Origin of the sequence: Massilia suwonensis, from assembly GCF_042655665.1 — a bacterium.
In the GTDB taxonomy this organism is placed as follows: domain Bacteria; phylum Pseudomonadota; class Gammaproteobacteria; order Burkholderiales; family Burkholderiaceae_D; genus Telluria; species Telluria suwonensis.
In genome coordinates this window covers 55,213-79,791 of record NZ_JBHSMR010000014.1, presented here as the reverse complement: position 1 = coordinate 79,791, position 24,579 = coordinate 55,213, and the positions used below count along the sequence as shown (strand labels likewise).

Here is a 24,579-nt window from a genome sequence, read left to right as displayed (position 1 = left end):
GCTGCCTCATTGAGGCGGACTTCCCTCGTGGATGCTTGCGCGCAGCTGCTCGCGGAAGGCCGGCGTGTCCTGGTGTCCGTGCACGCTGACGGCGTGCTGGACGGCGACCTCCATCAATTCCTGCTCGCTGTCGGCGGCGATGGTGACCGAGCAGTTCTTTTCGCTCGGAAACTCGCGGCAATCGATGAACTTGCGTGCCATGATGACCTCCTCAGCCGGTGTGTTCAACTTCAGTGTAGGAGGCGCCGGCGCCAGTTCAAGCGAGCTCGACTATCGGAGGAAAGATGAGTGACAGCATCAGGATCGAAGAGAACGACCACCTGCGCGGCCCGCGCGACGCCGAGGTGACGCTGGTCGAATACGGCGACTTCCAGTGCCCATACTGCGCCCGCGCGCATGCGGCGCTCGACCAGCTGATGCACCAGCACCAGGGACGCGTGGCGCTTGTGTATCGTCACCTGCCGCTGAGCGACCTGCATCCGTTCGCCGCCCGCGCGGCGGAAGCGGCCGAAGCCGCCGGCGCCCAGGGCAAGTTCTGGGAGATGCACGACGCCCTGTTCGAGAACCAGGCCATGGCGAGCGAGGATGCGCTGCCGGGTATCGCCGCCAGCCTGGGCCTGGACGCGCAGCGCTTCGTGCGCGAGCTGGACGAGGGCAAGCACCGCGCCGGGGTCGCCGCCCATGCCGAACAGGCCCGCGCGCACGGCGCCAGCGGCACGCCGACCTTTTTCATCAACGGCGAGCGCTACCACGGCGATTCCGACCAGGCCTCGCTGGCCGCGGCCCTGCAGGAAGCGCTCGGCCGCGCCTGAACCAGCTCGCGGCCGAGGCGCATCCGCCTATTGCTGCAGACGCGGCTCCTGGGCCACGGTCGCGGCCGCCGTTCCGCCGACGGGCTGCGCGCCGCCCCGCTCCGCCGGCTTGGCCGACCATTTCAGCTGGGCGACATCCGGCTCGCTGACGGCTACCCAACCGGCCGCCGGCAGTAGCGGCACCAACAGCAATGCGACGATGTTGATGATCTTGATGAGGGGATTCACCGCCGGCCCGGCCGTGTCCTTGTAGGGGTCGCCGACGGTGTCGCCGGTCACGGCCGCCTTGTGCGTGTCCGACCCCTTGCCGCCGTAGTTGCCGTCCTCGATGTATTTCTTGGCGTTGTCCCAGGCGCCGCCGCCGGTCGTCATCGAAATCGCGACGAACAGGCCGGTGATGATGGTGCCCATCAGCAGCCCGCCCAGCGCCGCCGGCCCCAGCAGCATGCCGACCGCGATCGGCACCACCACCGGCAAGAGCGAAGGCAGGATCATCTCCTTGATCGCCGAGGCCGTCAGCATGTCGACCGCCTTGTGGTATTCGGGCTTCGCGGTGCCGGCCATGATGCCGCTGATCTCGCGGAACTGGCGCCGCACCTCGACCACGACGGCGCCGGCGGCGCGACCGACGGCTTCCATCGCCATCGCCCCGAACAGGTAGGGAATCAGGCCGCCGATGAACAGGCCGACGATCACCATGGGGTTCGACAATTCGAAGGCCATCGACATGCCCGCGGTATCGAGCGCGTGGCTGTAGTCGGCGAACAGCACCAGCGCGGCCAGGCCCGCCGAGCCGATCGCGTAGCCCTTGGTCACGGCCTTGGTGGTGTTGCCCACCGCGTCGAGCGGGTCGGTAATCGCGCGCACCGATTCCGGCATGCCGCTCATTTCGGCGATGCCGCCGGCGTTGTCGGTGATCGGGCCGTAGGCATCCAGGGCGACGATAATGCCGGCCATCGACAGCATCGAGGTGGCGGCAATCGCGATGCCGTACAGCTGGCCCAGCTGGTAGGCGACCAGGATCGCGATGCAGACCACCAGCACCGGGTAGGCGGTCGACTTCATCGACACGCCAAGGCCCGCGATGATGTTGGTGCCGTGGCCGGTGGTCGAGGCTTCGGCGATGTGGCGCACCGGCTTGAATTCGGTGCCCGTGTAGTACTCGGTGATGTAGACCATCAGGCCGGTGAGCACGATGCCGACGATGGCGCAGCCCAGCATGCTGCCGCGCATGGCCGCGTCTTCCCATACCAGCCAGGTGACGACGATGAAGCCGAACAGCGACAGCCCGGCGGCCCACCACAGGCCCGTGTACAAGGCCGACATGATCTTGCCGTTGGGGCGGGCGCGCACCATCGAGCAGCCGACGATCGAGCCGAGGATGGACACCGCGCCCAGCAGCAGCGGGTAGATCACGGCTGCGCCATTCTCTCCGCCTACCAGCAGCGCGCCCAGCAGCATGGTGGCGATCAGGGTGACGACGTAGGTTTCGAACAGGTCGGCCGCCATGCCGGCGCAGTCGCCGACGTTGTCGCCCACGTTGTCGGCGATCACCGCCGGGTTGCGCGGATCGTCTTCGGGAATCCCGGCTTCGACCTTGCCGACCAGGTCGGCGCCGACGTCGGCGCCCTTGGTGAAGATGCCGCCGCCCAGGCGCGCGAAGATCGAGATCAGCGAGGCGCCGAAGGCCAGGCCGATCAGGGGCGCGATGATGTCGTGGCGGGTGCGCCCGCTGCCTTCTCCCATGCTGGCGAGGAACCAGTAGAACAGGGTCACGCCCAGCAGGCCCAGGCCCACCACCAGCATGCCGGTGATGGCGCCGCCCTTGAAGGCCACCGCCAGGGCTTCCTTCATGCCCGTGGCGGCCGCCTGCGCCGTGCGCACGTTGGCGCGCACCGAGACGTTCATGCCGATGAAGCCGCAGGCGCCCGAGAGCACGGCGCCGGCGAAGAAGCCGAGCGCGGTCCAGGGACCGAGCAGCGCGTAGATGGCAATCAGCAAGACCAGCCCGACGATGCCGATGGTGCGGTACTGGCGCCCGAGATAGGCCGAAGCGCCCTCCTGGATGGCCTGGGCGATGGCGCCCATGGTGGCGTTGCCGGCATCTTGCCGGAGGATCCAGGTGCGGGCCCAGAGCCCGTAGACAACCGCGATGACGCCGCATGCCACGGCAAACGCGAGATAGTTTGCAGCCATATCGTCCCCTTAGTTTTTCGATCAAGTCACAACAACACAACGAAGAATGCTTCCCTCACCGGCGAAGCAGTCTGACTCACTGCGTACTGCACAACTTTGATTAAAACTTATGGTGCGACGGATGGCTGGGCGTCATCCGGTCAAAAAAAAGCGGACGTTGCCGTCCGCTTATTGTCTTACTCCGAGAGCGCGGCGAATGCCGCGTCGCGTACTTGTTCGACCGGTCCCACGCCCGAGATCTTGCGATACTTCGGTGCGCCCGGCAGGCCGGACTGGGCCCAGTTGTTGTAGTAGCCGAGCAGCACTTCGGTCTGGTTGTGGTAGACCTCGAGGCGCTTCTTGACGGTTTCTTCCTTGTCGTCGTCGCGCTGGACCAGCGGCTCGCCGGTGACGTCGTCGATGTCGGCGACCTTCGGCGGGTTGAAGGTGGTGTGGTACACGCGGCCCGAACCCGGGTGCGAGCGGCGGCCGCTCATGCGTTCGACGATCAGTTCGTCGGGCACGTCGAACTCGAGCACGTAGTCGACGTTGATGCCGTTGTCCTTCATGGCGTCGGCTTGCGCCACGGTGCGCGGGAAGCCGTCGAACAGGTAGCCGTTGGCGCAATCGGCTTCCTGCAGGCGATTCTTCACCAGGCCGATCATGATGTCGTCCGACACCAGGCCGCCTGCGTCCATTACTTTTTTCGCCGCCAGGCCCAGCTCGGTGCCGGCCTTGATCGCCGCACGCAGCATGTCGCCGGTGGAGATCTGGGGGATATTGTATTTTTCCTTGATGAAGTTAGCCTGGGTGCCCTTACCGGCGCCAGGCGCTCCTAACAGAATGAGACGCATGAAAAATTCCTAAGACGGATAATGAAATTTGTAATTGTGTTGGCAACAAATGCGGATTGATGCATATCTGACTACCTTGGTACGAAACTTACCACAAAACCAAGCCCCAGCGCCAATCCCGGCGCCTGCAGCAATGGTTTATTGAGGCAGAACAGACGGTCCGTGAATCAATTGCCACACAGATCAAGACGACTACTCAAGACTCATAGTAAAGGCGTACCCGCGCCAGGTCTTCCGGCGTATCGACACCGGCCTCGGGCGCGCTGTCGGTGACGTGGACGGCGATCGGGTAGCCGTGCCAGAGCACGCGCAGTTGTTCGAGTGCTTCGACCTGTTCCAGCGGCGCCGGTTCCAGGCCCGGATAAGCCTGCAGGAAGGCGTTGCGGTAGGCATACAGGCCGATGTGGCGCAGCGGTGCATAGCCGGCCGGCAGCGTTTCGCGGCTGGCGACAAAGGCGTCGCGTGCCCAGGGAATGGTGGCGCGCGAAAAGTACAGCGCCCTGCCCGCCTTGTCGAGCACGACTTTTACGACGTTCGGATTGAAGACGTCAGCGACTTCGCTCAGGGGATGGGCACAGGTGGCCATCGGCACGTCGACATTGATGCGGCTGGCGCAGGCGGCCAGCAGCGCCGGGTCGATCAGCGGTTCGTCGCCCTGCAGGTTAACGACGACCTCGTCCTCGCCCAGGCCCAGTTCGCGCGCCACTTCGGCGATGCGGTCGGTGCCGGACGGATGGTCGGCACGCGTCATGCGCGCATCGACGCCGTGCGCCGCGCAGGCGGCCAGGATGTCGGCATGGTCGGTCGCGACCACGATGCGCGCGGCGCCGGATTCGCGCGCACGCTCGGCGACGCGCACGACCATCGGTTTGCCGCCCAGGTCGGCGAGCGGCTTGTTCGGCAGGCGGGTCGAGGCGAGCCGCGCCGGGATGATGACGGTGAAGCTCATACCGCTTCGATCTTGCGCGCCTGGTCGGCCCACATGATCGGGATGCCGTCGCGGATCGGGTAGGCAAGGCGGTCCGGACGGCAGGTCAGTTCCTGGGCCTTCTTATCGTATTCGAGCGGTCCCTTGCACAACGGGCAGACCAGGATATCAAGCAGGCGAGCGTCCACGACATTTCTCCACAATGAGGTCGGCCACGGCGGCATCGATGCGCGCCGTGACCGGGACCACCCACAAGCGTGGATCGTCCTTCAGGTTTTCAAGTTGCCCACATTTTACTGCATCCTTCTCGGTGATCAGGATGACATCGGCATCCACGGACGCAAACGGGTTGTCGCGGAAATCGTAGTGGTCGGCCAAAGGCAGCTCGGCAAACGAGAGGCCGGCGCCGCGCAGCAGGGTGAAGAAGCGGCCCGGGTTGCCGATGCCGGCGGCCGCCAGCACGCGCTGCCCGGCAAACGAGGCCAGCGGCCGGCGCTCGGCGCCGTTCGCCAGGCGTTCGGCGACCTCGCCCACCAGCTGCATCTGGAATGGCGCACCGCCGACCTGGGCTGCCAGCGCAGGCGTGATCTGCGGCGCGTTGACAACCGTGACGTCGCGCCGGCGCGAGGGCGGCTCGCGCAAGGGTCCGGCCGGCAGCAGCCAGCCGTTGCCGGCGCCGCGGCCGTCGAACAGCAGCACCTCGACGTCGCGCGCCAGCGCGTAATGCTGCAGGCCGTCGTCGGTGAGGATCACGTTCACCTCCGGGTGCGCGGCCAGCAGCGCCCTGCCCGCCTCCACGCGCTTCCTGCCGACGAAGACCGGGACGCCCGCGCGGCGCGCGATCAGCAGCGGTTCGTCGCCGACCTCGCGCGTATCGGAGGCGAGCGTGACTTCGCGCGCCGCTTCGCCCTCGGCGCCGTGGCCGCGCGAGATCACGCCCGGACGCAAGCCCGCCTCCATCAGCCCTTGCGCCAGCCAGATCGTCAGCGGCGTCTTGCCGGTACCGCCAATAAAGATATTACCGACCACGACGACCGGCACCGGCAGCCGTCCCGCCTTCAGGATGCCGGCACGATAGAGGCCGGCACGCAGGCCGCTCAAGGCGCGAAACAGCAGCGAGACGGGCCACAGCGCGCAGGCGAGCGGGCCGCGGCGCAGCCAGGCTCGCGTCAAAGTCGATTCGAGGGAATTGTTCTTGGACATAAAAAAAGGCGCAGCACCAGGCAGGCACTGCGCCCGTCTGGTGCTTGTGCGCTTACTTCTTGCCGCCGGTCTGGGCCGCGAAGGTCAGCTTGTCGTAGCCGGCCAGGCGCGCCGCTTCCAGCACGTTGATCACCATCTGGTGCATCGCGAACTGGTCGGCGTTGACGATGATGACGGGGTCCGCCACCGGCTGGCCGTTCGGGCCCTGGCGCGCGGCCGTTTTCAGGTCGTCGGCCAGGCCGGCGACGCCGTTGAAGGAGACCGGCGTGTTGTTCACCGTGTAATTGCCCTTGGCGTCGATCGTCACGTTGATCTCGAAGGGCTTCTCGGCCACCTTGTCGGCGTCTGCCGTCGGCAGCGTGATCTGCAGCTCGGTAAATTTACTGTAGGTGGTCGAGACCATCAGGAAGATGAGCACGACCAGCAGCACGTCGATGAAGGGGATCAGGTTGATCTCCGGATCCTCGCGCTTGCGGCCGCGGCGGAAATCCATCATTTGCGCGCCCCGTGGACGACGTCGACGAATTTCACGGCTTGCAGTTCCATGTCGATGATGAAGCTGTCGACCAGGGCGCGGAAGTGGCGGTACGCCACCAGGGCCGGCATCGCGATGGCGAGACCGAAGCCGGTGTTATACAGCGCCACCGAGATGCCGTGCGCCAGCTGGGCCGGGTTGGCGCCGCTGGCGTTTTGCGAACCGAAGATCTCGATCATGCCGACCACCGTGCCGAACAGGCCCATCAGCGGCGCGAGCGAGGCGATCGTACCCAGCGTGGTCAGGAAGCGTTCCAGAACGTGGGCGACGCCGCGGCCGGCCTCCTCGATCGATTCCTTCATCACGTCGCGCGGGGCGTCGACGTTGCGCAGTGCGGCGGCCAGCACGGTGCCGAGCGGGGAATTCTGTTCCAGCGTGCCGATGATCTCGGGCGTGGCCTTCTTGTTGCGGTAGACCTGGATGACTTCACCGAGCAATTGCTTCGGCAAGATTTTTTCACGGCGCAGGTAAATCAGGCGTTCGATGATCAAGGCCAGGGCGACGATGGAAGCGATCAGTAAGGGCCAGATGGGCCAGCCGGCAGCTTGAAGAATGGCGAACAAGAGAACTCCTGAGATGATGAGATACGAATGCGGCAATGTAGCAAGTTGGCAGCAATGCGGCAAGTACAGTTCTGCACAAGTTCTGTGGATAAAATTGTGCGCAAGGCCCTGCTCCACATCAAAGAACATTGATTCTTAAGGGAATTTTTCCTCTGCGCAATTATGTAGCACTTGAGGAAACAGACGTTTTCAGATCCTGTTGCCAGCTCGACTGCGTGCTCGCATAGCGCTGACTTGTAAACATTTTCTGTGGATAAAATTGTGTGCAATGGCCGCCTCTGAACACTAAGCCATTGATTCTAATCAATATCTTCTTCACGAACAAAAATATGGCAGCTTGAGACAGGCCGATTGACCGCTCAGCCATGTCAGATGTTTCCCACATTTTTTGTGGACAAAATTGTGAGCAATGGCCTCTCTCGCGACTTAAGCAATTGATTTTATAAGGAAAAGATGCGGTGGCACAAAATTAGGCAAGGGCTGTTGTCCACATTGGGCTCCCCCGGTGCAGGCAAGCTTGTAGAAGCAGCCTGCGCTTTTCCCGGCAGGGCCGGACTTTGCACACTTTCTGTGGAAAAGAATGTGCGCAAGCCTTCTTGCGCTCGCTTAAGTACTTGATTCGATGCAGATTAAAGTGCATGCCCGTTTTTGTGGCAGGCCCGGCAGTATGCACTGTGGGTCGTGTGCACGTTCAGCCGCACCACCGTTCTACACATTTTCTGTGGACAAAATTGTGAGGAAGCACCTTAAGCTGGCACAAGCTCCTTGTTTTTAAAGGACAAAATATCGCTGCACAAAATCTTCGCAGCGGCAAATGCGGGCACAGCTTATTCCTGTCATCCGATCTCGATGTCTGAAATCCATCTGCAACTGAGCGGCTTTGCACACAAACTGTGGAAAAGAATGTGCGCAAGCTCAGCGTCTATACATTAAGTACTTGATTCGAAACAGGAAACCCTTGCATGCCCGCTTCTTGAGCAGGGGACAAGTCTTATGGATGAGTTCCCCACATTTTTTGTGGATAACATTGTGTCCAAGTGCACTTCGCACCCCTTAAGTCATTGATTTAAAACAAATCAACCTGGGCTGCCAGCAAAAAAGGCGGCATGCATATCCCTGCGCTTCGCTACAAAAACCCCTTGTCGCGGAGCCCGGCATATGCCATAAGCTGTCCGCTTCCTCCGTTTGCGAACACGCCATGCTGAACCAACCCGACTCCGACGCCACCTACGCCGCGCCGCCCGTCCTCACCGTCTCCGCCCTGAATGCGCAGGTCGCGCGCCTGCTCGAGCGTTCCTTTCCCCTGACCTGGATCGGCGGGGAAATCTCGAACTTCACCCGCGCCAGTTCCGGCCACTGGTATTTCACGCTGAAGGACGACGCGGCCCAGGTGCGCGCGGTGATGTTCCGCGGCCGCGCCCAGTACGCCGGCTTCGTGCCGCGCGAAGGCGACAAGGTCGAGGTGCGCGCCTTGGTCACCCTGTACGGCGCGCGCGGCGATTACCAGATCAATGTCGAGGCGATCCGCCGCGCCGGCGTCGGCCAGCTGTACGAAGCCTTCCTGCGCCTGAAGGACAAGTTGACGGCCCAGGGCCTGTTCGACCAGGAGCGCAAGCGCGCCCTGCCCCTGTTCACGCGCAGCATCGGCATCGTCACCAGCCCGCAGGCGGCCGCCCTGCGCGACATCCTCACCGCCCTGAAGCGGCGCGCGCCGCACGTCAACATCGTGCTGTATCCGGCGCCGGTGCAGGGCCAGTTCGCGGCGCAGAAGATCGCCGAAGCGATCATGACCGCCTCGCACCGTGCAGAGGTCGACGTGCTGCTGGTCTGCCGCGGCGGCGGCTCGATCGAAGACTTGTGGAGCTTTAACGAGGAAGTCGTGGCGCGGGCCATCGCCGCCTGCAGCGTGCCCGTCATTTCCGGCGTCGGCCACGAGACCGACGTCACCATCGCCGACTTCGCCGCCGACATGCGCGCCGCCACGCCGACGGCCGCGGCCGAACTGGCGGCCACGCCGCGCGAGGACTGGATGGGCTCGCTGGCGGCGGACGCCACCGACCTGCGCCGCGCCATGCGGCGCCAGCTGTCGGAAGCGAACCAGGGCCTGGACAATCTGAGCCGCCGCCTGCTCAGCCCGACGGCCCAGATCGCGCACCAGCGCCTGAAACTGCGCGCTGCGGCCTCCAGCCTGAGCCACGCGGTGCGCACGCCCCTGAACCGCGGCGGCGTGCTGCTGGCCCAGCTGCAGCAGCGCTGGGCCCGCCATCGTCCGGAAGTGCGATCGCTGCGCGCTCAATTGATGTCCGAAGGCCGGCACCTGAACGCAAGCCTGTGCAGCGCGGTCAAACAGCGGCGCGACGCGCTCGAGGGCCTGGCCGCTCAGCTCGAACTGCTGAACCCGCAGCGCACGCTCGAGCGCGGCTATGCGATCGTCAGCAATGCCGAGGGCCATGCGCTGCGCGCACCGGGCGAGATCAAGGCGCGCCAGGTGCTGACGGTTCGCCTCGCCGACGGCAGCGCGGAGGTCAAGGTATCGAGCGTACAGGCCCGGCTGGAATAGGTCTTGGCAAGCTCGCTTGACATCCTGATACGCAGCAAACAAGCAAGGTCACCCCATCCGGTTTAAAATATGCGCCGTTTCGGAAGAATTACTTCGTTTCCAACCAAATAGAGGAATAAGACATGGAACACACTCTGCCACCGCTGCCGTACGCGAAAGACGCCCTCCAGCCGCACATCTCGGCCGAGACCCTGGAATACCACTACGGCAAGCACCACGCCACCTATGTGACGAACCTGAACAACCTGATCAAGGGCACTGAGTTCGAAAACATGTCGCTGGAAGAAATCGTCAAGAAGTCCTCGGGCGGCATCTTCAACAATTCGGCCCAGGTCTGGAACCACACCTTCTTCTGGAACTGCATGTCGCCAAACGGCGGCGGCGCGCCGACCGGCAAGGTCGCCGACGCGATCAACGCCAAGTGGGGTTCGTTCGACAAGTTCAAGGAAGAGTTCTCGAAGTCGGCCATCGGCAACTTCGGTTCGGGCTGGACCTGGCTGGTGCAAAAGGCCGACGGCGGCGTCGACATCGTCAACACCTCGAACGCCCACACCCCGCTGGCATCGGACGACAAGGCCCTGCTGACCTGCGACGTCTGGGAACACGCCTACTACATCGACTACCGCAACGCCCGCGCCAAGTTCGTGGAAGCGTTCTGGAACCTGGTCAACTGGGAATTCGTGAACCAGAACATGGCGTAATTGCTTTCGTCTTCCGGCCCAGCCGGAGCAAAGACCGCGGCCCGCTTCGAGCGGGCCTTTTTTTTGTCCCTCGCCATGCCGCCCGCATGAAGCGCGGCGCGCCCGCAACGCTTCCGTCCCGCTCTACTTGATGCACGCCAAGCCCTGATGCTGCCGCACCAATAGGTGTGCGTATTCCCACGTTTAATGGTCCCAGTACATTTCCTGACAGACAGCAATGTGCCCATTCCATTTGACCAGGGAGAACGCGTGAACATCCAAAAACTGATCACAGCCTCATGTTTCGCAGCCGTCGCAGTGGCGGCAAGCGGCTGCGCCGTACCGGGCGCCGGCGGCGGCAAGGTGGTACTGACGACAGACCAGATCTACCCCGCCATCGGGCCCTATTCGCAGATGGTCGGCCACGGCAAGCTGATCTATTTCTCCGGCGTGATCGCGCTGAACAAGGCCGGCACGGCGATCGAGGGCACGACCATCGAGGAGCAGACCAATAAAGTGCTGGGCTATATCGGCGCCGAACTGGCTTCGCAGGGCCTGGGTTTCGAGGACGTGTTGACGAGCACGGTCTACATGCAGGACCTGAACGAGTTCGCCGCCATGAATGCCGTCTACGGCCAGTACTTCAAGAAAGATCCGCCCTCGCGCGCCACGCTGCAGGTCGCACGCCTGCCGCGCGACGCCAAGATCGAGATCGCCATCGTCGCGGCGCGCCGCTGATTTCCCCTTTCGACAGGAGACCCGCATGCAGAAGGACACGACAGCACTGATCGACACGAACACCGCAGGCAGCGCGCCGGCCCACTGGAGCCGGAACCGGCGCGACTTCCTGCGCATCCTCGGCTCCGGCGCGCTGGCCGCAACGCTGGGGCCGCTTGCCGGCTGCAGCGACGGCCATGCGGCCAGCCGCACCGAGGAACTGCGCAACCTGTTGCTGGCCGACGAAGGCTTCTGGCGCGACGTGAATGCGATGTTCACGCTGAATCCGGCCAAGCGCTTCATGAACATCGGCACCGCCGGTTCGATGCCGAAGGTAGCGCTCGACCTGTTCGACAGCGAGAACCGCGCCAGGGCCATCGAGAGCATGAGCGGCTACGGCAACCTGCTGGCCGAACGCACGCAGGTCGCGCCCGGCTTCGGCGTCGATCCCGACGAACTGGCCTTTTCGGCCAACACCTCGTCCGGCATGTGCCATGCGATCCTCGGCCTGCAATGGAATCCGGGCGACGTCGTCGTCACCACCAACCACGAGCACGGCGGCGGCGAGACGCCGCTGGCGATCGCGGTGGCGCGCTACGGCATCGAAGTCTCGCGCATCCCTCTTCCGGTCGGCAATGCCCAGAGCGCGCAATTGTACGTGTCGCTGTTCGACCAGCGCATCCGCGAACTGCGCACGCAGGGCAAGCGCGTGCGCGCGATGATGTTCTCGGCGCCAACCTACAAGACCGGCACCATGCTGCCGATCGCGGAGCTGATGGAAGTAGCCAAGGCCCACGAACTGATCAGCATCGTCGACGGCGCCCACCTGCCGGGGATGATGGCGTATAACTATGCCGACCTCGGCATGGACTTCATGTCGGGCGCCGGCCACAAGTGGCAGTGCGGCCCCGGTTCGACCGGCATCCTGATCGTGCGCAACAAGATCCGCGCATCGAACCCGCTGCCGTTGCCGGCCTGGTACCCGATCCACACCAGCAGCTGGACGCCGCGCGCACGCACGACCAACGGCACCGCCACCTGGGACGTCGCCGCCACCATCACCTCCTGCGGCAGCCTGCACACACCGATGTTCCATGGCCTGGTATCAAGCTGCGGCGTGTGGGACCAGATCGGCCGCAAGAAGATCGAGACCTACGACCTGGCCCTGTCGGCCTACCTGAAGGAACGCATCGCCGAGATCTGGGGTGTGGACCGCCTGTACTCGCCGAAGGACGATCCGAAGCTGGTCTCGGCGGTCACCTCCTTCAATCCCTTCAACAATGCGAACGACGTCCTGAACAGCGCCAAGTCGGGCGAATTCGTGACGCGCATGCTGAGCGACTACAGCCCGGGCTTCGTGATCCGCAACGTCAACGTGCCCGTGATCGGCGCGCCGAGCGACCACTACGTGATCCGGATCTCGACCCACCTGTGGACCAGCGTAGACGATATCGACAAGCTCGTTGCGGCCATGGACGACCTGCGCCGCAAAATGGGCTGATCGTATCCAGCTGCCCGCAAGAGCCGCCGCGTGCGGCTTTTTTCATTTGCAGGCGCATCCATTTGTCCGGAAAATGTATTCGACTGTCGCCAGAATGTCGTGGCTGTGTGCTTCACTCCGATTGCTTCTATACAATGCCGGCTGGAGGAGAACAGCATGTACCGAGTGTTATTGGTGGAAGACGATGCGCGCCTGGCCGAGCTCGTCACGGAATACCTGTCCGGCTACGAGTTCGCGGTCGAACTGGTCACGCGCGGCGACGAGGCGCTGGCGCGCTTCCAGGCCTGTGCGCCCGACGTGGTCGTGCTCGACCTGATGCTGCCTGGCCTCGACGGCATGGTCGTGTGCCGCCAGATCCGCGAACTGTCCGAGGTGCCGATCCTGATCCTGACCGCGCGCGAAGACTCCTACGATGAGGTCTCGGGCCTCGAGCAAGGCGCGGACGACTTCGTCAACAAGCCGGTGCAGCCGCGTGTGCTGCTGGCGCGCCTGCGTGCCCTGCTGCGCCGTACCCAGCCGAAAAGCAGCCCCGACAGCGGCGAACTCGTCTTCGGCGGCCTGCGCATCGTCGGCGCCGACCGCACCGTCTACTGGCGCGACGAACTGTGCGTGCTGAGCAATACCGAATACAAGCTGCTGCTGGTGCTGGCCGAAGCGGCCGGACGCGTGCTCTCGCGCGACGAACTGCTGAAAAAAATGCGCGGCATCGAGTTCGACGGCCTCGACCGCAGCATCGACAACTGCATCTCGAAACTGCGCCGCAAGTTCGACGACGCCAAGTCGGAGAAGATCAAGACGGTGTGGGGCGAGGGCTACCTGTTCTCGCCTTCGGCCTGGGCCTGATCCGTAGGGTGGAGTCCTGACTCCACGCGGTGATACGTAGCAGCGAGATCATCGTAAACGAGAGCGGAGCCGACGCGTATCACGCGTGGAGTCAGGACTCCACCCTACGCCCCTACGTCCCTACTCAAACAGCGGTACGATCGCCAGCGGCGGATACGCGGTGACGAGCTGCACGCGCTCGCTGCCGGCGAATCGGTACAGCACGGTCGGGAAGCTGTCGTCGGCATCGCCCGGGAAGGGAGTGCCGGACGCGACCGAAAGCGCGGCATCGGACCCGTCGGCGCGGTGCACGCGCACGCCGGCGTCAAGCGTGCGCTTCGCGAACACGAAGCGCACGCCGGCGCACTGGCGCGTGCGCAGCGAACCGTCGCCGTAGCGCGCGAATCCCAGCGCCTGTTCGCAGGCCGCGCGCAATTCGCCATCCTCATAGACGCCGTCGGGCTGGAGCGCGATCGACACGCGCGGACGAATGGCGAAGCTGCCGATCTTGCGGCTCAGCAGCAAGGCGACGTTCTCGTCGTAGGCCCCTTTTAACAAGGGGAAAGGCGTGCGGCCGAGCGGATCGAGCGGCAGGTTGACCTGGTTGGTCTTGCCGGCCAACGTCAGCTGCAAGCCCTCGACGGAGGCGCCGCGGTCCTGGGGTGCAACCTGCAACTGGCTTTGCAGGAAGTTTTTCGGTCCCCCGTATTTTTCGAACACCACCATGGCGCGGTAGGCGTCGCGGTAGCTGACCCAGTCGCCGGCGCAGGCGGGTCCGGCAGCCAAAGCGACCAGCGCCAGGGTGCAAGCAGGGATGTGGCTGGCCAGTGGCATCGTCAGAAACGGTAGGCGATGGCGGTCGAAACCGTCAGGTTGGTCGGCCGCTCAACGAGCGGGCTCAGGCGGGCACTGCCCAGCAGGCGCGTGGCTTGCACGCTCGAGGTCAGCATCCAGGACGGCGACCAGGCCCAGTTCCAGCGCGCACCGATGCGCGCATCCTTCAAGCCGCCGCCGGCATCGAACACGGGCAGGCCGCTGAGCAGGGAATCGCTTTCGCTGACGCCGAAGAAAGCGCTGTTGTAGCGGCGGCTGGCGAAGCTCACGCCCGCGTCCAGCGCGAGCCGGTGATGCGCTCCCAGCGACAAGGCCAGGCGCTGCACGCCAAGTTCGAGCTTCATGCCATTGCGCGCATTGCCGGCGCCGTACAGCAGGCTGCTGGTCAGGCGCCAGTCGGGCGTCAGGTAGTAGTTGAGGAAGCCGCCGCCCTGCAGGCGGCCGTGGATGACCGGCATGCCGGCCAGGCGGTTGTCGCTGTACGCGGCCAGCGGCATCGCGACCAGGCTGAAGCGCATGTCGCCGACGCCGCCCAGCTCGTCGCCCTCGCCGGCCGCGTCGCGCCGGGGCTGCCATTCCAGCAGTGGACCGAACTCGACTTGCGGCGTGCGCCCGAGGTGGATGCCGGCACGCATGCCGGAGACGAACAAGCCATTGCTCAGCTGGACCTGCAGCACCGGCAGCGCCGAGCGCTCCGTGCTTGCTGCACCCTGGTAGCGCGCCGACGAGACGATGCCGATCCCGACATACATGTCGCGGCTGCCGTCGGGCATCGGATTGGTCGCCGGCGTCTGCGCGCAGGCAGCGCTCGACACAGCGGCGCATGCCAAGGCAGCAAGGGGGGCCAGGACAGAAAGCTTGGTCATCATCGGGGTTGCGAAAGCTCGGGTGCCAGTATTTTACGTTGAGGCAAGCCTAGCTCCCAAATGTCGTGTTTGCCTGTGGGCAAATAGTTACAAGCAGCCTTCCCTGGATGAGGCGAAGGCGACGCGGGGCGGCGTGCGGCGTGCGATCCGCGCCGGCCCCGTCCGTCTGGCCACGCGCCGGAACGGCGGCAGCCCGAATAAAAAAGCCCACCGACACTCGCATGTCGAGTGGGCAAACGGAAAACCTGATACGGAGCATCTTAACGCGTAAAAACTTTCCAAACTTTTATCAGATGTCGCCGAATTGTCGCGAATTTGTAAGCTGGCAAGGTTATGTTTGCTCCGATACAATGCCGCCAGGAGAAAACAATGTTTCTGCACCGCTTAGTGAAACGAGCAAGAGGAGCGGCCGGGTGAACCGGATCTTCTTCCGTTTCTTCATGCTGGTGATGCTGTCGATCACGGCCGCCACCTTCGTCATCTATTTCGCCATGAGCCGGCTGTTCGGCGATCCGCTGGAAGACATCGCGCGGCGCCAGGCCTCGGCCCAAATCTTCCTGATCGAACAATATGTCGACGCCGCCCCCGCCGACGAATGGCTGGCGCGCCTGAACCGGGTGCGCGAAGTCTCCGGCACCCGCTTCGACCTGATCCCGCTGCCCAGGGCGCGCTCCTTCCTGCCCGCCGCCAGCCTCGGCGCCCTCGACCGCGGCGAGGTCGTGCTCGACGTCGAAGGCAAATCCTTTTATCGCCGCGTCGACCTGAAGGGCGAGCGCTACATCGGCAGCGAGGAAGACGTGATCCACGTGCAGGACTTGCCAATCGACGTCAGCCTGGCGCTGCAGATGGAAGCGGTGCGCTATGTGATCGTGGCCCTGGCCCTGCTGGTGCCGATCGCCCTGTGGTCGCGTTCGCATTGGCAGGGCTTGCAGTCGCTGTCGCGCGTGGCCGACGAATTCGGCGCCGGCAAGCTGTCGGCGCGCGCGCGCATGCAGCCCTCCGCCAGCATCTATCCGCTGGCCGAACGGATCGACCACATGGCCGACCGCATCGAGGAACTGCTGACGGCGCAGAAGACCCTGCTCCACTCCGTCTCGCACGAATTGCGCACGCCGATCGCGCGCCTCGAATTCGCGCTCGAGCTGCTGGAAGCCAAGGCGCTCGACCCAAGCCTCAAGAAGCGCATCGCGGCGATGGAAGGCGACGTGCTGGAACTGAACTCCCTGGTCAACGAACTGCTGGGCATGGCAAGGCTCGACAGCGGGCAGCCGCTGCAGAAGGAAACGCTGGAAGTGGCCGCGCTGCTGCGCACGGCCGAAGCGGCCCTGCCGCCCGGGGAGCCGGTGCTGGAGCTCGTGTGCGCGCCCGATGCGGGCACGATCGAGGGCGATGCGCGGCTGCTGGGGCGGGCGCTGTCGAATCTGCTACGTAATGCGCAGAAGTATGCGCTGGCGCGGATCAGGCTGACGGCGCGGCGCGAGTCTGGGCGCTTGCTTGTGACCGTGGAAGACGATGGGCCGGGGATTCCGCACGAAGAGCGCGAACGGGTATTCGAGCCGTTTTATCGGCTGGACCGGAGCCGGGACCGGGCGACGGGCGGCTTCGGGCTGGGCTTGTCGATTGCGCGCAAGGCGGTGCTGGCGCATGGCGGAACGCTCAGGGTGGAGGCGTCGGAATTGGGTGGGGCGAGGTTTGTGGTGGTGCTGTAGCGTGTCGATCTGCTGAGTCAGCACCGCGTGGGCAGTAAATCAGTCCAGTGGACTGATTTACGCCCACCCTACAACAGCGGGTTCGTAGCGTGGGCACTCTGTGCCCACGCGGTACGGCGCAAGCGGATCGAAACGCGGTTATTTGTGTTCGGGCTTGACGTGTATGAACGCATACCACAGGTGTTCCCACCAATGGTCGCGCGAGCGCACGGTGTAGAGGCAGGCCTTGTCGATGCCGGTCTTGAAGACCGGGTCTGGACACTTGTTGGTCATCAGGGCATAGCGCTGGTTCTCCGCATTGACGAGGGCAATGCAGAGCCAGACGACGAGGCCGAGCAGGATCACGGCCAGCGACCACGCATAGTGGTTCACATGGCTGGTTTCAAACAAGTCCTCTTCACGAGGGCGGGCGCCCTCGTACATTTCCAGGACTTTGCGTTCACCTTCACTCATTTCGTGGCGGCTGCCTTTGCGACCAGCGCGTCGAGCACCTGCAGGTGCGCCTGCACGATCTGGTTGCGGTCATTGATCTTGAGCTTCTCGGCCACCTGGCCCGGCGAGGTCTGGTACTTGCCGTCGACGATCAGGGTCGGGGTGCCGCTGACCTGGTAGTTGTTCATCACCTGCAGCTGGCGGCGCAGCTTGGTCACGACGCCGAAGGAGTTCCAGGTTTCCAGGAACTTGGCCTTGTCGATGCCGTTCTTGGCCACCCAGTCGATGATCTGGTCATCCTTCATCAGGCGCACGCGCTGCACGTGGACGGCATTGAGGATCTTCGGATGCATTTCCGCTTCCTTGCCCATGGCTTCCAGCGTCAGGAACAGGTGCGCTTCCGGATCGTTCGCGCCCTGGAACGGCAGGTGGATGCGGCGGAAGCTGACCTTGTCGGCGTTCTTTTTCGCCCACTCGTTCAGCGGCGCTTCCAGCGCGTAGCAGGCCGGGCAGTGGTAAGCGAAGAATTCGACGACTTCGACTTTCTTGCCGACGGTTTGCACCGGCTGGGGCGAAGCCAGCGTCACGTATTCGACACCATTCTGCGGGTTGGTAGGCGAAGCGAAAGCAGTGCCGGCGACCAGGCTGGCGGCGATGAGGGCAAAACGCAGGGTACGGCGCATAGGGTCGAGATCCTTCTGTATGAAATTGAAGAAAACGACGCGAGATTACCACTTTTTTGCCCTGCCCAAGGAGAGCCGCGCCGTTTTTTGCATTTGCTTACCGGTGAAACGCCTGCTTACCTTCGCCGGCGCGCCTCGTCCAGGCGCAGGCACAAGGTCGCGGCGCCGTCGACGATGCGCGGGCCCGGCCGGGTCAGCAATTCCTCGTCGAGCGTGAACAGGTTGTTGTGGCGTACGGCTTTCATGCCGCGCCAGGGCTGCCAGATCGACAGGCCGCGGTCCTGCGGCGTGTACAGCTTGCCGCCGACGATGGCGTCCGGATCGGCCTGCACCACCGCCTCCATGCTGACCTGGGGCGCGATCGTCTTCAGGTTGGCGAAAATGTTGCGGCCGCCGCAGACGCGGATGGCGTCGCTGGCGATCTGCTCGCCGTTGAGCGTGAACAGCGGATTGTCCCAGGCCTGGTAGAACACGGTGACGGGCGGCCGGCTCGCGTAGCGCGTGCGCAGGGCCTCGACCTTGGCACGGAACTGCGCGGCCGCCGCCTGCGCGTCCTTGTCCGTGCCCAGCAGGCGGCCGAAGCGCAGCAAATTCGTCTCCACCTGCGCGAAGCTGTGCGGCTCGCTGTGGAATACGGGGATGCCGAGACTCTGCAGCTGCTCGATCTGGCGCGCCGTGTTCCCGCTCTGCCAGACGATCAGCAGGTCCGGCTTGAGGGCGATCACGCGCTCGAGGTCGATCTGGCTGTTCGAACCGATCAGGGGAATCTTGCGCGCCGCTTCGGGATAGTCGCTGTAGTTCATGGCGCCGACGATGCGCGCGCCGCCGCCGGCCGCGAACAGCAGTTCGGTCACGTGCGGCGCCATCGAGATCACGCGCTGGGCCGGTCGGGCCAGCACGACCTGCTTGCCGCTGTCGTCGACCACGCTGACGGCCGCCTGGGCCAGCGGCGCGCCCAAGGCGAGCAGCGCCAGGAACAAGGTTTTCATTGGACTCTCCGCATGGGGGCGGCGCTCTCTTGCGCCGCGGGCAGGAAGATGGTGCGACCGCCATGTTCGATGACGGCGATCGGGTGGCCGAGGCAGGCGCCGAGCAGCTCGGCGCGCATCACCTCCTCCACCGGGCCGGCGCGCCACTGGCCGTCGCCGTGCAGCAGCAGCGCGTGGGTGGCGCCGCTCCAGGCCAGGTTCAGGTCGTGGCCGATGCTGACGATGGCGCGTCCCTGCTCGCGGCACAGGCCGGCCAGCAGTTCCGTCATCGCCACCTGGTGCGCGAGGTCGAGCGCGTTGGCCGGCTCGTCGAGCAGCAGCAGCGGCGTGTCCTGGGCCAGCAGCGCGGCGATCGCCACGCGCTGGCGCTCGCCGCCGGAGAGCGTGCGCACGTCGCGCTGGGCCAGGTGCAGCACATCCAGAGTACGAAGCGCCAGTTCGGCGGCGGCATGGTCGTCGCTGCCTTCCCAGTAGCGGTCGGCGTGATACGGATGGCGCGCCATCAGCACGGTCTCGATCACGCGGTAGGCAAAGGCGTCGCCGCGCGACTGGGCAAGATAGGCGCGCTCGCGCGCCAGCGCCGGCAGCGGCCACTCAGGCAGCGGCTTGCCTTTCAAGCTGACGCTGCCGGCATCAAGCGGACGCAGGCCGGCGATCGTGCGCAGCAGCGTGCTTTTTCCCGCGCCGTTGGGGCCGATCACGCACCAGCTCTGGCCGGCCTCGACGCGCCAGTCCAGGCGTTCCACCAGCAGGCGCGTACCCACGCGCAGGGTCAGGTCATGGGTGGCGATCATCGCGAACGTAAATGAAGTTGATGAAGCTGGAACAGGAACACGGGCACGCCGATCAGCGAGGTCAGCACGCCCACCGGCAGCTGCTGCGGCGCCAGCACCGTGCGCGCCAGCGTATCGGCCAGCACCAGGAAGCCGCCGCCGGCCAGTGCGGCGGCCGGCAGCAGGATGCGGTGGTCCGGTCCGAAGGCGTGGCGGCAGGCGTGCGGCACCACCAGGCCGACGAAGCCGATGCTGCCGCCGGTGGTGACCGCGCAGGCCGTCAGCAGGCCGGAACAGATGAACAGAAAGCGGCGCAGCCCTGCCACGTTCACGCCCAAAGTGACTGCGGCATCCGCATGCAGCGCCATCACGTTCAGCGCGCGCGCCTGGCGCAGGGCCAGCAGCAGCGCGCCGGCCAGCACGACCCAGGGCAGCAAGCGCCAGTTAGCGCCGGCCAGGTCGCCGATCATCCAGAACACCATGCCGCGCAGGCGCGACTCGGGCGCCACCGACAGCATCAGGGTGACCAGGGCCATGCAGGCCGAGGCCAGTACGACGCCGGTCAGCAGCAGCACGCCGGATTCTCCGGTGCGCACGCCTCCCCTGCCGCCGCCCAGATCACGACGGGCGAGCAGGTAGAGCAGCAGCGAGATCGCCACCGCGCCAAGCAAGGCGCCGGCGTCGACCAGCCACAGCGCCGCGCCGAACAGCAGTGCCGCCAGCGCGCCCACCGCCGCGCCGGCAGAGACGCCGAGCACATAAGGATCGGCCAGCGGATTGCGCACCAGCGCCTGCATCATGACCCCAGCCAAGGCCAGCGCCGCGCCGGTGACGAAGGCGCTGCTGGCGCGGCCCAATCTCAGGTCGAGCAGGGTCGCCGCCATGCCGTCGGGCGTGCCGGCCAGCAGGCTGGCCAGCGCGCGCGGCATGTCGGCGAGGGACACCGGCACCGAGCCGGCCAGGCCCGCGCCCAGCAGCGCCGCCAGCGCGCACGCGCCCAGCAGCGCCAGCGTGGCGCGCCTGCGTGCGGGCGAGGCGGCGGCGAGCACGTTCACGACATCAGAAGTCGTAGCGCGCCGACAGCTTGAGCTGGCGTCCGTCGCTCGGATAGATGCCGCTGCGGCAGCCGAAGGCCTGGCTGTAGTACTGGCGGTCCGCCAGGTTCAGGCCATTGACGGCGAATTCCCAGGCGCCGACCTTGACCGCATAGCGCGCGTCGACAGTCGTGTACGAGGGAATGCGCGCGCCGCAGTCGTTGGCGAAGTCGCTGCCGTAGCGCTGGTTCGAGACGTACTGGACACCCAGGTCGGCCGTCTGGCCATTCCCCGGCAGCCAGGCCAGGCGCGCGGTCAGCACGTTCTTCGGCACCAGCACCATCTCGCGGCCGGCATTCGGACCGTCGGTGAATTCGGCCTGCACGTGCTGGACGTGGCCGCTCAGGCGCAGGTTGGCCGGCAGGTCGGCGGCGGCGTCGAGTTCGATGCCCTGGCGGCGGGTCGGGTCGAGGTTGGTGTTGGCGCCGAAGGGAGTGAGCGCGGTCACGGTCGGATCGAAGAAGATCTCGTTGCGCAGGCGGTGGCGGAACACGCGTGCCGATACCTGGCGCGCCTTGTCGCCGACCGTCACGCCCAGTTCCAGGTCGCGCGAGGTTTGCGGTTCGAGCAGGCCGGTGCTGGAACGGAAAGCGTTTTCATCGGCATTGGCGATGCGGTAGCTCTGCCCTGCCTTCGCGTGTACGGTGACGCCGGCCAGCGGATCGATGCTGCCTTCGAGCGTCCAGGCGTTCAGCGAGCGGCTGCCGTTCGGCGGACCGGAGAAGGGATTGCCGGCCTCGAAGGGGGCGCTGCTGTCCTTCTTGAACTTTTCGTGACGCCCGCCCACGGCGAGGCGCGCATTCCAGGCACTGTCCCAGCGCATCTCGTCGCGCAGGTAGAGTGCGTTCGAACGCTGGCGGACCCAGGTGCCGAAGCCCAGGTCGTCGCCGCGCTCCCAGCGGATCAGGTCGACGCCGGCGACGGCCTCGTTCAGCAGGCCGCCGGAACGGGTGATCTGGCGCAGGCGCGGCGAGAACTGGGTCTGGCGGCTGCGGTAGGCCGACTCCGAAATGAAGCCGCCGAAATCATAGTTCGAGCTGACTTTGCGTTCGCGGTGCGACAGCTCGGCGGCCAGTTCGACGCTGCCGATGCGCTGTTCGGCAAAGGCGGTAACGCGGTCGGTGGACAGCGTGCCGAAGTCGGTCGGGGTATTGGTCTGGTGCGGATTCTGCTCGAACTGTTCGATCGTCAGCGAACCGGGGAAGCGCTGGTCCTGGCGCGCGCTCTCGACGCGCAGGCCGACGCGGGTCGCGTCCTGCGCCCACTGGACGCCGCCGCTGATGCTCTTCTGGCGGAACTGGGCATTCTCGCGGTCGTTGTGGGTGCCCTGGCGGTCGGCCGCGATATCGAAGGACAAGGGACCCTCGCCATGGCGCAGCGAGGCGCGGGTGTCGAACTGGTGGCGCTGGCCGGCCTCCATCACGACGGTACCGTGGTAGCCGGCTTCTGCGCCGCGTTTGGTGATGATGTTGATCACGCCGCCGGTCGCGCCTTCGCCGTACAGCACGCTGCTGCCGCCGCGCGTGATCTCGATGCGCTCGACGGTGTCGACGGGGATGGTGGACAGCACGGCGTCGGTCAGTTCGTTTTCGTTCATGCGCACGCCGTCGACCAGGACCACCAGGTTCTGGGCGCTGTTGGTGCCGAAGCCGCGCAGGTCGAGGCCGAAGTCGGGCGAGCCGGTCAGGCTCTGGCGGCCGTACACGCCGCCGATCTTGCGAATCGCGGCGTTGACGTCGTTGACGCCGGCAGTACGGATTTCCTCGGCCGTGATGACGGTCGCGCCGACGGGCGGCAAGGCGGCGTCGCTCGGAAAACGGGCGCCGGTCACGTGGACGGTGGTGAGGGCTTGCTCGTCGGCGTGGGCCGCCGCGGCGAACAGGGAAAGGGAAACGGCGCAGGCCAGCGCGAGCGGCTTGAGGGCCGGCGCGCTGTTCGAAACAGCAGCAAAAGTCATGTTGTAGTTCTTCGATAGGGTGTGCATCCGGCCTGCGTCCCCGCAAGTCGGATTCAACGGACGTCGCCATGCGACGAGGTCCACCTGTCCTGGCCGGTATCCGGGCTGGCAAGCGGGACCGCCTCACCTTCCTGCACCTGTGGCACAGTGGTTTTCGAGGCGGCCTGTCGCCGGAGCGACGCTTGTTGACCGTTGCGGGGGCAGCACACGTTGGCCGGGCGCCGGAGGCGCCGTGGCGTCGTGTTTCCCGTTTAACTGCGCATGCGGATTGCGTGCGCGGGCACCAGAACGGGGTGCATTATATACCTGTCAACGCAATGAGGTCGAAGGTGCGGGCGATTCACACGGTGAACCGCGTGGGCTCGGAGAGCCCACCCTACAACGGCTGCGCAGCGTAGCGTGGGCTCTCCGAGCCCACGCGTCACGCGGCCGATGAACGATCGAAACGCTGTTACGTCCCGCGCTTCCCGCGCATCGCCTCTTCGGCCTTCAACGCCGCCTTCTCGGCCGCGATACGCGCCTTCTCTTCCATCTCGATCCGGTGCGCCTCCAGACGGGCCGCACGCGTCTCGGGGGTTTCGAGACTGATGCGCCCAATCGCCCCGCTGCGGTAATCGTGCAGCAGCACGTGCGCCGCCTTCTCGACGTCGAACTCGCCGCCGCGCACGCGGAAACCGCGGCGCGCGGCCACGTTCTCGACCACGCCGATGCCGTCCAGGCCCTCGGTCTTGAAGCCGTAACGGGCGGTGAGCAGCTGCGGATAGCGCTCGAGCAGGACGTCGCCCAGGAAGAAGGCGACCTCCTCCTCGATCAGCGCATTGGTGCCGATCGCATGGCTGGCGGCCAGCATCAGGCCGTCGCTGGCCATCTCGATCTTCGGCCACATCAGGCCCGGGGTATCGACCAGCACCGTGTGCTTGTCGAGATACAGCTTTTGCTGGGTCTTGGTGACGGCCGGTTCGTCGCCGACTTTCGCCACGCGCTTTTTCAGCAGCGCGTTCATCAGCGTCGACTTGCCGACGTTCGGGATGCCCATGATCATGATGCGCAGCGGCTTGGTCGGCACGCCGCGGTGCGGGGCGAGCGACAGCGCCAGCGCCGGGATGCGCGCGACGTCGGCCGGCTTCTTGGTCGTCATCGGATAGGCGGTGACGCCGGGCTGGGCATCGTAATAGGCCTTCCAGGCTGCCGTCGCAGCCGGGTCGGCCAGGTCGATCTTGTTCAGGATTTTCAGTACCGGACGCTGGCGAAACTTGCGCATGCGGTCGACCAGCGGGTTGCAGCTCGCCTCGGGCAGGCGCGCGTCGAGGACCTCGATGACGAGATCGACGAACTCCATCTGCTCTTCCGCCTGCTTCTTGGCGGAGTTCATGTGGCCTGGGAACCATTGTATCGACATGCTGTGCTTTCAAATTTCTGCGAACGAGGCGGTATTTTACGCTGCCCATGCTTCCAGCGTCCCGCCCGGATGTGGTTCTGTTTCCAATAGGAATGATTTCGGCTTGATTCGTTGCAATATCGAGTCAGGCTGGACGGGCACGATGGGAAGACGGCCGTTCCCGGCCGCTCGCATCCACCGTGAAGGAGAAGCAGATGAGGCAGTTCATGCACCTTGCGCGCAACGTCGAGGTATGGATCTTCGGGGCCTTTGCCGGGCTGGCCGTGGTGGCCTGCCTGGACCGGCCGGCCGAGCGCACGGCCAGGCCGGCCAGCCCGGTCAGCGTGGTGCGCGAAACCGAGCTGGCGCAGCCGCAGGCCGGCGCCGCCCAGCCAATGTACGTGGTCTACGTGGTCGGCAAGCGGCCGAGCGCCGCGGAAAAGCGTGCCAACAAGCACGCAGGCGCCGGATGATCCGGGCCGGCGCCGTCTTCCCCGGGAGGGACAGCCGCTGC

Annotated in this window: 25 protein-coding genes and 1 riboswitch; of the genes, 8 read left to right on the top strand and 17 right to left on the bottom strand. The window is 65.3% G+C overall.

Going from position 1 to position 24,579, the window contains the following annotated elements:
• Positions 1 to 6 precede the first annotated feature (6 nt).
• Positions 7 to 201, bottom strand: coding sequence for a DUF1059 domain-containing protein (locus tag ACFPQ5_RS20730; protein WP_379760345.1), 195 nt, complete (start codon positions 199 to 201; stop codon positions 7 to 9).
• Between the two features lie 83 nt (positions 202 to 284).
• On the opposite strand from ACFPQ5_RS20730, the gene ACFPQ5_RS20725 reads away from it, so the two are divergent.
• Positions 285 to 812, top strand: a complete 528-nt coding sequence (locus ACFPQ5_RS20725) for a DsbA family protein (protein WP_379760343.1) — start codon at positions 285 to 287, stop codon at positions 810 to 812.
• A 27-nt stretch (positions 813 to 839) separates the two neighbouring features.
• Here the strand turns inward: ACFPQ5_RS20725 and ACFPQ5_RS20720 are convergent, their stop codons facing one another.
• The 7 genes from ACFPQ5_RS20720 to ACFPQ5_RS20690 all read right to left on the bottom strand — a co-directional run bounded on the left by ACFPQ5_RS20720 (position 840) and on the right by ACFPQ5_RS20690 (position 7,070).
• Positions 840 to 3,008 (bottom strand): sodium-translocating pyrophosphatase, encoded by a 2,169-nt coding sequence (locus ACFPQ5_RS20720; RefSeq protein ID WP_379760341.1) that lies wholly within the window; start codon positions 3,006 to 3,008, stop codon positions 840 to 842.
• Positions 3,009 to 3,184: 176 nt separating this feature from the next.
• A complete protein-coding gene (adk, locus tag ACFPQ5_RS20715; RefSeq protein ID WP_379760339.1) occupies positions 3,185 to 3,841 on the bottom strand; it encodes an adenylate kinase in 657 nt (218 codons plus the stop codon).
• A gap of 196 nt (positions 3,842 to 4,037) precedes the next feature.
• Positions 4,038 to 4,790, bottom strand: a complete 753-nt coding sequence (kdsB, locus tag ACFPQ5_RS20710; protein ID WP_379760337.1) for a 3-deoxy-manno-octulosonate cytidylyltransferase — start codon at positions 4,788 to 4,790, stop codon at positions 4,038 to 4,040.
• The gene (locus ACFPQ5_RS20705; protein WP_020652555.1) at positions 4,787 to 4,957 is read right to left on the bottom strand and encodes a Trm112 family protein; all 171 of its coding nucleotides are present in this window, start codon (positions 4,955 to 4,957) and stop codon (positions 4,787 to 4,789) included. Before ACFPQ5_RS20705 ends, kdsB begins: the two co-directional genes overlap by 4 nt.
• Positions 4,938 to 5,972 (bottom strand): tetraacyldisaccharide 4'-kinase, encoded by a 1,035-nt coding sequence (gene lpxK / locus ACFPQ5_RS20700; RefSeq protein WP_379760335.1) that lies wholly within the window; start codon positions 5,970 to 5,972, stop codon positions 4,938 to 4,940. Before lpxK ends, ACFPQ5_RS20705 begins: the two co-directional genes overlap by 20 nt.
• A gap of 52 nt (positions 5,973 to 6,024) precedes the next feature.
• On the bottom strand, positions 6,025 to 6,465 hold the full coding sequence (locus ACFPQ5_RS20695) for an ExbD/TolR family protein (RefSeq protein ID WP_136219646.1): 441 nt from the start codon (positions 6,463 to 6,465) through the stop codon (positions 6,025 to 6,027).
• Entirely contained in the window at positions 6,465 to 7,070 is a 606-nt protein-coding gene (locus tag ACFPQ5_RS20690) for a MotA/TolQ/ExbB proton channel family protein (protein WP_379760333.1), read from the bottom strand. The genes ACFPQ5_RS20695 and ACFPQ5_RS20690 overlap by 1 nt, the downstream gene beginning before the upstream one ends.
• 1,198 nt (positions 7,071 to 8,268) lie before the next feature.
• Here ACFPQ5_RS20690 and xseA point away from each other — a divergent pair.
• From xseA to ACFPQ5_RS20665, 5 genes are all read left to right on the top strand, one after another.
• Complete coding sequence (gene xseA, locus ACFPQ5_RS20685; RefSeq protein WP_379760331.1) at positions 8,269 to 9,630, top strand: exodeoxyribonuclease VII large subunit; 1,362 nt, start codon at positions 8,269 to 8,271, stop codon at positions 9,628 to 9,630.
• Between the two features lie 122 nt (positions 9,631 to 9,752).
• On the top strand, positions 9,753 to 10,331 hold the full coding sequence (locus ACFPQ5_RS20680; RefSeq protein WP_379760329.1) for a superoxide dismutase: 579 nt from the start codon (positions 9,753 to 9,755) through the stop codon (positions 10,329 to 10,331).
• Between the two features lie 249 nt (positions 10,332 to 10,580).
• Complete coding sequence (locus ACFPQ5_RS20675; RefSeq protein WP_379760327.1) at positions 10,581 to 11,048, top strand: Rid family detoxifying hydrolase; 468 nt, start codon at positions 10,581 to 10,583, stop codon at positions 11,046 to 11,048.
• 25 nt (positions 11,049 to 11,073) lie between these two features.
• Entirely contained in the window at positions 11,074 to 12,528 is a 1,455-nt protein-coding gene (locus ACFPQ5_RS20670; RefSeq protein WP_379760325.1) for an aminotransferase class V-fold PLP-dependent enzyme, read from the top strand.
• A gap of 156 nt (positions 12,529 to 12,684) precedes the next feature.
• On the top strand, positions 12,685 to 13,371 hold the full coding sequence (locus tag ACFPQ5_RS20665) for a response regulator (protein WP_379760323.1): 687 nt from the start codon (positions 12,685 to 12,687) through the stop codon (positions 13,369 to 13,371).
• A 120-nt stretch (positions 13,372 to 13,491) separates the two neighbouring features.
• Here ACFPQ5_RS20665 and ACFPQ5_RS20660 read toward each other — a convergent pair whose 3' ends face one another.
• Together ACFPQ5_RS20660 and ACFPQ5_RS20655 are read right to left on the bottom strand one after the other, a co-directional pair.
• Positions 13,492 to 14,184, bottom strand: a complete 693-nt coding sequence (locus ACFPQ5_RS20660) for a hypothetical protein (RefSeq protein ID WP_379760321.1) — start codon at positions 14,182 to 14,184, stop codon at positions 13,492 to 13,494.
• Positions 14,185 to 14,186: 2 nt separating this feature from the next.
• The gene (locus ACFPQ5_RS20655; protein ID WP_379760319.1) at positions 14,187 to 14,999 is read right to left on the bottom strand and encodes a MipA/OmpV family protein; all 813 of its coding nucleotides are present in this window, start codon (positions 14,997 to 14,999) and stop codon (positions 14,187 to 14,189) included.
• A 464-nt stretch (positions 15,000 to 15,463) separates the two neighbouring features.
• Between ACFPQ5_RS20655 and ACFPQ5_RS20650 the strand changes: the two genes are divergently transcribed.
• A complete protein-coding gene (locus ACFPQ5_RS20650; protein WP_379760317.1) occupies positions 15,464 to 16,759 on the top strand; it encodes an ATP-binding protein in 1,296 nt (431 codons plus the stop codon).
• Positions 16,760 to 16,897: 138 nt separating this feature from the next.
• On the opposite strand, the gene ACFPQ5_RS20645 is transcribed toward ACFPQ5_RS20650, so the two are convergent.
• The 7 genes from ACFPQ5_RS20645 to ylqF all read right to left on the bottom strand — a co-directional run bounded on the left by ACFPQ5_RS20645 (position 16,898) and on the right by ylqF (position 24,086).
• Positions 16,898 to 17,149, bottom strand: coding sequence for a hypothetical protein (locus tag ACFPQ5_RS20645; RefSeq protein ID WP_379760315.1), 252 nt, complete (start codon positions 17,147 to 17,149; stop codon positions 16,898 to 16,900).
• A gap of 59 nt (positions 17,150 to 17,208) precedes the next feature.
• On the bottom strand, positions 17,209 to 17,874 hold the full coding sequence (locus ACFPQ5_RS20640; protein ID WP_379760313.1) for a thiol:disulfide interchange protein DsbA/DsbL: 666 nt from the start codon (positions 17,872 to 17,874) through the stop codon (positions 17,209 to 17,211).
• A 116-nt stretch (positions 17,875 to 17,990) separates the two neighbouring features.
• Entirely contained in the window at positions 17,991 to 18,863 is an 873-nt protein-coding gene (locus ACFPQ5_RS20635; RefSeq protein WP_379760311.1) for a cobalamin-binding protein, read from the bottom strand.
• A complete protein-coding gene (locus ACFPQ5_RS20630) occupies positions 18,860 to 19,657 on the bottom strand; it encodes an ABC transporter ATP-binding protein (RefSeq protein ID WP_379760309.1) in 798 nt (265 codons plus the stop codon). The genes ACFPQ5_RS20635 and ACFPQ5_RS20630 overlap by 4 nt, the downstream gene beginning before the upstream one ends.
• Complete coding sequence (locus ACFPQ5_RS20625; protein ID WP_379760307.1) at positions 19,654 to 20,691, bottom strand: FecCD family ABC transporter permease; 1,038 nt, start codon at positions 20,689 to 20,691, stop codon at positions 19,654 to 19,656. The genes ACFPQ5_RS20630 and ACFPQ5_RS20625 overlap by 4 nt, the downstream gene beginning before the upstream one ends.
• A gap of 4 nt (positions 20,692 to 20,695) precedes the next feature.
• A complete protein-coding gene (locus tag ACFPQ5_RS20620; RefSeq protein ID WP_379760305.1) occupies positions 20,696 to 22,714 on the bottom strand; it encodes a TonB-dependent receptor in 2,019 nt (672 codons plus the stop codon).
• Positions 22,715 to 22,761: 47 nt separating this feature from the next.
• A riboswitch (cobalamin riboswitch) is annotated at positions 22,762 to 22,990 on the bottom strand.
• A gap of 148 nt (positions 22,991 to 23,138) precedes the next feature.
• Positions 23,139 to 24,086 (bottom strand): ribosome biogenesis GTPase YlqF, encoded by a 948-nt coding sequence (gene ylqF / locus ACFPQ5_RS20615; RefSeq protein WP_379760303.1) that lies wholly within the window; start codon positions 24,084 to 24,086, stop codon positions 23,139 to 23,141.
• Between the two features lie 194 nt (positions 24,087 to 24,280).
• Here ylqF and ACFPQ5_RS20610 point away from each other — a divergent pair, with 194 nt between their 5' ends.
• The gene (locus ACFPQ5_RS20610) at positions 24,281 to 24,538 is read left to right on the top strand and encodes a hypothetical protein (protein WP_379760301.1); all 258 of its coding nucleotides are present in this window, start codon (positions 24,281 to 24,283) and stop codon (positions 24,536 to 24,538) included.
• Positions 24,539 to 24,579 lie beyond the last annotated feature (41 nt).

Coding starts and splice junctions, on each gene's coding strand:
- ACFPQ5_RS20730 (WP_379760345.1), bottom strand. CDS start 201: ATGGCACGCAAGTTCATCGATTGCCGCGAGTTTCCGAGCGAAAAGAAC.
- ACFPQ5_RS20725 (WP_379760343.1), top strand. CDS start 285: ATGAGTGACAGCATCAGGATCGAAGAGAACGACCACCTGCGCGGCCCG.
- ACFPQ5_RS20720 (WP_379760341.1), bottom strand. CDS start 3,008: ATGGCTGCAAACTATCTCGCGTTTGCCGTGGCATGCGGCGTCATCGCG.
- adk (WP_379760339.1), bottom strand. CDS start 3,841: ATGCGTCTCATTCTGTTAGGAGCGCCTGGCGCCGGTAAGGGCACCCAG.
- kdsB (WP_379760337.1), bottom strand. CDS start 4,790: ATGAGCTTCACCGTCATCATCCCGGCGCGGCTCGCCTCGACCCGCCTG.
- lpxK (WP_379760335.1), bottom strand. CDS start 5,972: ATGTCCAAGAACAATTCCCTCGAATCGACTTTGACGCGAGCCTGGCTG.
- ACFPQ5_RS20695 (WP_136219646.1), bottom strand. CDS start 6,465: ATGGATTTCCGCCGCGGCCGCAAGCGCGAGGATCCGGAGATCAACCTG.
- xseA (WP_379760331.1), top strand. CDS start 8,269: ATGCTGAACCAACCCGACTCCGACGCCACCTACGCCGCGCCGCCCGTC.
- ACFPQ5_RS20680 (WP_379760329.1), top strand. CDS start 9,753: ATGGAACACACTCTGCCACCGCTGCCGTACGCGAAAGACGCCCTCCAG.
- ACFPQ5_RS20670 (WP_379760325.1), top strand. CDS start 11,074: ATGCAGAAGGACACGACAGCACTGATCGACACGAACACCGCAGGCAGC.
- ACFPQ5_RS20665 (WP_379760323.1), top strand. CDS start 12,685: ATGTACCGAGTGTTATTGGTGGAAGACGATGCGCGCCTGGCCGAGCTC.
- ACFPQ5_RS20660 (WP_379760321.1), bottom strand. CDS start 14,184: ATGCCACTGGCCAGCCACATCCCTGCTTGCACCCTGGCGCTGGTCGCT.
- ACFPQ5_RS20640 (WP_379760313.1), bottom strand. CDS start 17,874: ATGCGCCGTACCCTGCGTTTTGCCCTCATCGCCGCCAGCCTGGTCGCC.
- ACFPQ5_RS20635 (WP_379760311.1), bottom strand. CDS start 18,863: ATGAAAACCTTGTTCCTGGCGCTGCTCGCCTTGGGCGCGCCGCTGGCC.
- ACFPQ5_RS20630 (WP_379760309.1), bottom strand. CDS start 19,657: ATGATCGCCACCCATGACCTGACCCTGCGCGTGGGTACGCGCCTGCTG.
- ACFPQ5_RS20620 (WP_379760305.1), bottom strand. CDS start 22,714: ATGCACACCCTATCGAAGAACTACAACATGACTTTTGCTGCTGTTTCG.
- ylqF (WP_379760303.1), bottom strand. CDS start 24,086: ATGTCGATACAATGGTTCCCAGGCCACATGAACTCCGCCAAGAAGCAG.
- ACFPQ5_RS20610 (WP_379760301.1), top strand. CDS start 24,281: ATGAGGCAGTTCATGCACCTTGCGCGCAACGTCGAGGTATGGATCTTC.